The organism is Mesorhizobium sp. M1E.F.Ca.ET.063.01.1.1, from assembly GCF_003998155.1.
Taxonomy (GTDB): Bacteria; Pseudomonadota; Alphaproteobacteria; order Rhizobiales; family Rhizobiaceae; genus Mesorhizobium.
On record NZ_RZSC01001612.1, the window covers coordinates 1 to 450 of the forward strand.

General features: G+C 64.9%; 1 pseudogene. It reads left to right on the top strand.

From position 1 onward, the window contains the following. Positions 1 to 450: pseudogene (locus tag EOA29_RS40045) on the top strand (acetyl/propionyl-CoA carboxylase subunit alpha); the annotation flags it as partial.

Below are 450 nucleotides of genomic sequence, written 5' to 3' on the forward strand. Positions count from 1 at the left end.
GTCACCGGGATCGACCTGGTCGAGCAGATGATCCGCATTGCCGCCGGCGAAAAGCTCGGCATCAGGCAAAGCGACGTGAAGCTCAACGGTTGGGCGGTGGAAAGCCGCCTCTATGCCGAGAATCCGTTCCGCAACTTCCTGCCGTCGATCGGCCGGCTGACGCGCTACCGGCCGCCGGAAGAGGGCACGTTCGGCGATATCGTGATCCGCAACGACACGGGCGTCGCCGAAGGCTCGGAGATCTCGATGTTCTACGACCCGATGGTGGCAAAGCTCTGCACCTGGGCGCCGACGAGGTTGGCAGCCATCGACGCGATGTCCGAGGCGCTGGACAGCTTCGTCGTCGACGGCATCGAGCACAACATCCCGTTCCTGGCGGCGCTGATGCAGCACCCGCGCTGGCGCGAGGGGCGGCTGTCGACCGGTTTCATCGCCGAGGAATATCCGGAT